We start from the raw sequence: 5,430 nt of genomic DNA on the forward strand, positions 1-5,430 counted from the left end.
GTTCCGCGCGCTCGACTGGCCGCGCGTGCGCCAGCAGATGGCCGGACGCACCATCGTCGACCTGCGCAACATCTACGACCCCGCCCAGGTCGCCAAGGAAGGCTTCACCTACCACTCGATCGGGCGCAAGTCCGCAACGGCGGACGAGCGCGCGTCCGGCGCGCGGGCCTGAGGTCGGCCGGGAGGATCGCCTGCGATGCGTGACCTGCTGATTGCGCTCGTCCTGCTGGGCAGCGTACCGGTCATCCTGATGCGGCCCTACGTGGGCTTCGTAATGTGGTTCGTGATCTCGTTCATGAACCCGCATCACATGGCCTACGGCTTCATCACGACCATGCCGGTCGCCATGCTGATCGGCGGCGCCACCCTGGTCGGTTTCGTGCTGTTTCGCGAACCCAAGCGCATGCCGATCGACGCCACCACCGCACTGATCATGGGGCTCATGGTCTGGATCACCGTGTCGACGACGGCTTCCCTCAAACCGGATCTCGCGTGGTCCGACTGGAATCGTGCCGTCAAGTTGCTGGGCATGACCCTGCTGATGATCCCGCTCCTGACCAATCGACAGCGCCTGCAAGGGGTCATCTGGGCGATCGTCATCAGCGTGGATTTCTACGGCGTGCGTGGCGGCCTCTTCACGATCATCACCGGGGGCGGCGGCCGCGTTGTGGGTCCGGACGATACCATGCTGTCGGACAACAACCAGCTTGCCACGGCACTGATCATGATCCTGCCGCTGCTGCGTTATCTCCAGACCCAGACCCAGAACCGCTATGTCCGGATGGGGCTGGTCATCGCCCTGGGCCTGACGATCGTCTCCGTCTTCGGCTCCTTTTCCCGCGGCGCCCTGATCGGCCTCGCCGTGATGTTCCTGTGGATGATCCGGTCGTCCCGCCACAAGACGACCATCCTGCTCGCGGCCGTGTTCGGTGTCGGTGCGCTCACCCTGGTCATGCCGGAGAGCTGGTACGCCAGAATGAATACGATCCAGACTTACCAGGACGACGGGTCGGTGACCGGCCGGTTCGACGCCTGGAAGTACGCGTTCAGGCTCGCGGTCGAACGCCCGCTGACCGGCGGCGGGTTCCATGCCTATGCCGATACGGCGCATTTCTTCGCCCTGGTGCCCGAAGCGCCCGTGGCGCGCGCATTCCACAGCATCTATTTCGAAGCCATGGGCGAGCACGGTTTCGTCGGCCTCGGCCTTTTCCTCGGCGTGATCGGCGCCGGGCTGTTCACCACCGCCAAGTTGCGCAAGGCGACACGCAAGGATCCCCAGCAGGCCTGGGCGTACGAGCTGGCATCGATGGTCCAGGTCAGCATCGTCGGGTATATGGTCGCCGGGGCATTTCTCGAACTCACCTTCTTCGATCTCTTCTACGCGATCGTCATCCTGCCGACCCTGGCGGTCACCGTGCTGCAGCGCGAGCGGGAGGCGGCGCAGGAGCCGACGACACGCGCCCGGAAAGTCCCGCGATTTCGGCCGCCGCGACAAATCGGGGCAAAACCTGTACGCTCTTGATCGCCAGTTCCTGGGAGTTCTCCGGTGTTCGCCCTCTTTCTTCTCGCCGCGCTTGCCGGCGTCGTCTACCTGACGTTCTGGATGGTTCAGAACGACGGGGCTCAACGCATCGAAGACCAAAAGGGCGTGCTGCGGATGATGGCTCCCGCCACGGCGGCCGCGGTTCCCGAAGAGGATCCAAAGCTCGCGAAGCGTCGCGGCGCGTTCGCCCGTCCGGGGGGCGCCAAACCTACCACGCGCGGGCCGCAGACGGTTCGTCGCCTGAAGACCGGAGCGCCGGACGAAGACGCTGCCACCGACATCGAAGAAGAAATCATCCATCCCTTGTGGCAGGGTCGCCGCCCGACGCGCCGCCTCTGACATGAGAATTCTGGCGGCCGATCTCCTGCTGTCCACGGCGGAAGCGCAGGGGGATGCGACGGCGCTGGCCGATCCGGCCGTAACGCTCAGCTATCGCGACCTCGCCGCCAGGACCGAACGGGTCGCCCAAGGGTTGGTGGCGCTCGGGGCTGCCCGCCTCGACCGGGTCGCCGTGTTCCTGGAGAAGCGCTGGGAGACGGTCGCCGGCCTGTTCGGCGCCATGCATGCCGGCTGCGTCATGGTACCGGTCAATCCGACTCTGAAGGCGCGCCAGGTCCGCCATGTGCTGCAGGACGGCGGGGTCAGGGTCTTCATCACGAGCCGCAACCGATTGGCGGCCCTGGGGCCGATCCTGGCCGACTGCCCCGCCCTCAGGTTGCTGGTCCTGGTCGGCGAGGGCTCGGCCGACCTGCCCGGGATCCCGGCCTGGGTCGAAACCGTCGAATGGCAGGACCTCGGCCGGCAGGGCGCGCCGCCGCTGCACAGAGCCGTCGATGCGGACATGGCGGCGATCTTCTACACCTCGGGCTCGACGGGCCTGCCCAAGGGTGTGGCATTCAGCCACCGCAACCTCGTCGCCGGGGCCGAAAGCGTCAACGCCTACCTGAACAATGGTCCGGAAGACCGCATCCTGGCGGCGCTGCCGCTCAGCTTCGATGCCGGATTCAGCCAGCTGACCACCGGCTTCGCCGCCGGAGCCCGCATCGTGCTGTTCAACTACCTGCTGCCGCGCGACCTGGCGCGGGCGATCGCCGGCGAGGGCATCACCGCCCTGACCGGGGTTCCGCCGCTGTTCGCGCAACTGGTGAAGTCCGACTGGGCTGATGGGGCCGGCGCGTCGCTGCGCTATCTCGCCAATACCGGCGGCCACATGCCGCGCGCCGTGCTGGACCGGATGCGCCGGGCTGCACCGCAGGCCCAGGTCTTCCTCATGTACGGCCTGACCGAGGCATTCCGATCGACCTACCTGCCGCCCGCCGAACTCGACCGGCGGCCGGGCTCGATCGGCAAGCCGATCCCGAATACGGAGATCCTGGTGGTCGACGAGCAGGGTGCCCCCTGCCCGCCCGGCGAGATCGGCGAGCTGGTCCATCGCGGCGCCACGGTGGCGCTTGGGTATTGGAACGACGCGCCGGGCACGGCCGCCCGCTTCCGCCAGGCGCCGCTCGTAGCCGGACTGCCGATCGGCGAACGCGCGGTATGGTCGGGCGATCTGGTGCGCCGCGACGAAGAAGGCTTCCTCTATTTCATCGGACGGCGCGACGACATGATCAAGACCTCGGGCTATCGGGTCAGCCCGAGCGAGATCGAGGACGTCGCCCACGGGTTTCCCGGCGTCGCCGAGGTGGCTGCGGTCGGCCTGCCCGACGAGGTGCTGGGCCAGACCATCGCGATCGCCGTCGCACCGGCCTCGCCGGACGCGCCCCCCGATGCCGAAGCCTTGCTCGCCCACTTCAGGGGCGAGGTCCCCTCGCACATGGTCCCGCGTCACATCATCATCCTGGCGAGCCTGCCCCATGGCCCGAACGGAAAGATCGATCGCGGCACCACGCGCGAACTGCTGATCCCCCGGATCAACGGCCTTGTCCGATGAGTGACGCCGGAAAGCGACCGGCATTGCCGGCCGACTGGCAATCCTCGGTCGAGGGCGGCGAGCTGCGCATCGGCGGCATTCCGGTGAGGCGACTCGCCGAACGGGTCGGCGCCACGCCGTTCTTCGCCTATGACCGGGCACGGATCACGCAGCGGGTGACCGAGTTGCGCCGTGCCCTGCCGGCGACGATCGATCTGCATTATTCGTTGAAGGCCAACCCCATGCCGGCACTGGTCGGCCATCTGGCCGGCCTGGTCGACGGTTTCGACGTCGCATCGGCCGGGGAAATGAAGATCGCGCTCGATGCCGGGATGGCGTCCGGTCGCATCGACTTCGCCGGCCCCGGCAAATCGGATGCGGAGCTGCGCCAGGCCGCGGCCGCCGGCATCGTGATCAGTCTGGAAGGCCAGGGCGAGCCGGAACGCCTTCACGCAGCGGGTCTCGCCGTCGGCTGCCGGCCCAAGGTCCTGGTCCGGGTCAACCCGGCGTTCGACGTCCGGGCCGGCGGGCTGCGCATGGGCGGGGGCGCGAAGGCATTCGGCATCGACGAGGAAGACGTGCCCGCCGTGCTCCAGCGGATCGCGGCGCTGGATCTCGACCTGGAAGGGTTCCATCTCTATTGGGGCTCCCAGAGCCTCGACGCGGCGCGGATCGCCGACGCCCAGGAACAGGCCGTGTCTGCTTTCCTGAAGCTGGCCGACCTGGCACCCACGCCGCCCCGGCTGTTCAATCTCGGCGGCGGCTTCGGCATCCCCTATGCGATCGGCGACGCCCCCCTCGACATGGCCGCTGCGGCCGGCAGCGTGGCCGCCGGTGCTGCGCGGCTGACGCAGCGCCTGCCCGATGCCCGCCTCATCCTCGAGCTCGGCCGCTATCTGGTCGGCGAGGCCGGTGTTTATGTGTGCCGGGTGCTGGATCGCAAAGTCTCCCGGGGCGAGGTGTTTCTCGTCACCGACGGCGGCCTGCACCATCATTTGGCGGCATCGGGCAATTTCGGCCAGGTCGTGCGGCGCAACTACCCGGTCGCCATCGCGACGCGCATGGCGGACGGTCCCAGCGAAACCGCCACGATCGCCGGCCGGCTCTGCACCCCGCTCGACGTGCTGGCCCGCAAGGCCGAGCTTGCGGTGGCGCAAGCGGGCGACCTGGTGGCCGTCTTCCAGTCCGGCGCCTATGGCGCGTCGGCCAGCCCCGCCGGCTTCCTCAGCCACGGCGCCGCACCCGAGATCCTCGTCTGATCTACGGCTTTTTAGCCAAAAGAGTCGGAAAACTTGACAGTCGGCAGACCGTCGCTCCCGCTCTCTTCGACGCATATTCATATAAATCAAGCAGATGACGATGTTGGCACGGCACGTGCTTACCATCATTGCAAGCGTCGAAACGCGCTGACTGTTAGCTCTCTGGTACACCCGTCTCGGCGGGGAAATGGGAGCGCCAGAGACCAATTCGTTAGCCTAATTCAAGGGGATCCAAATGAAACTCAAGCTTGCTGGCGTCGCTTTCGGCGCCCTGATGGTTGGTTTGGTCGGCGCTGGCGAAGCCAAGGCCGATGCGGTCGCGATTGCCACGATCAACGTCACCTCGGCGACCCTGAGCGCCACGGGCGTCGACGGTACCGCGCTCAACATCAACCAGGTCCTGACCCATCTGTCGACGAACGGCGCCAGCCTGTCGGCCACCGCGAGCGTCGCGCCCTACGGCACGGTCAACGAAGGCCCGTACACCGCGTCGAACGCCGGTGCGGTGTCGATCACCAATGTCGGCACGGTCACCGAGACCGCGACCCCGGCTTCGATCGGCGGCAGCAGCTCGACCTCGACCTCGTCGATCACCGGCTCGCTGCTGACGGGCGGCGTCACCAACGCCATCGCCACGACCCAGCTGAACCTGCTGAACGGCACCCAGGGCAACGCCAACCAGGCGAAGACCGACACCCAGACCCAGTTCACCTTCA

Annotated in this window: 5 protein-coding genes; all 5 read left to right on the plus strand. The window is 67.4% G+C overall.

What is annotated here, in order from left to right:
- The first annotated feature begins 196 nt into the window (after positions 1–196).
- Positions 197–1,522, plus strand: coding sequence for a putative O-glycosylation ligase, exosortase A system-associated (locus VGV37_RS17830; RefSeq protein WP_326881069.1), 1,326 nt, complete (start codon positions 197–199; stop codon positions 1,520–1,522).
- A 24-nt stretch (positions 1,523–1,546) separates the two neighbouring features.
- Positions 1,547–1,882 carry a hypothetical protein gene (locus tag VGV37_RS17835; protein ID WP_326881071.1) on the plus strand — a complete coding sequence of 112 codons (336 nt, stop codon included), beginning with the start codon at positions 1,547–1,549 and terminating at the stop codon, positions 1,880–1,882.
- A 1-nt stretch (position 1,883) separates the two neighbouring features.
- The gene (locus VGV37_RS17840) at positions 1,884–3,476 is read left to right on the plus strand and encodes an acyl-CoA ligase (AMP-forming), exosortase A system-associated (RefSeq protein ID WP_326881072.1); all 1,593 of its coding nucleotides are present in this window, start codon (positions 1,884–1,886) and stop codon (positions 3,474–3,476) included.
- On the plus strand, positions 3,473–4,714 hold the full coding sequence (locus tag VGV37_RS17845) for a pyridoxal-dependent decarboxylase, exosortase A system-associated (protein WP_326881074.1): 1,242 nt from the start codon (positions 3,473–3,475) through the stop codon (positions 4,712–4,714). The genes VGV37_RS17840 and VGV37_RS17845 overlap by 4 nt, the downstream gene beginning before the upstream one ends.
- 235 nt (positions 4,715–4,949) lie before the next feature.
- Positions 4,950–5,430: hypothetical protein (locus tag VGV37_RS17850; RefSeq protein WP_326881076.1), on the plus strand; the 481-nt coding region annotated here is incomplete at its 3' end.

The sequence above is a fragment of the Aliidongia sp. genome (assembly GCF_035943795.1).
Lineage (GTDB): Bacteria > Pseudomonadota > Alphaproteobacteria > ATCC43930 > CGMCC-115725 > Aliidongia.

Excerpts from the sequence above, each read along its gene's own strand:
- VGV37_RS17840 (WP_326881072.1), top strand. The coding sequence starts at position 1,884 with ATGAGAATTCTGGCGGCCGATCTCCTGCTGTCCACGGCGGAAGCGCAG.
- VGV37_RS17845 (WP_326881074.1), top strand. The coding sequence starts at position 3,473 with ATGAGTGACGCCGGAAAGCGACCGGCATTGCCGGCCGACTGGCAATCC.
- VGV37_RS17830 (WP_326881069.1), top strand. The coding sequence starts at position 197 with ATGCGTGACCTGCTGATTGCGCTCGTCCTGCTGGGCAGCGTACCGGTC.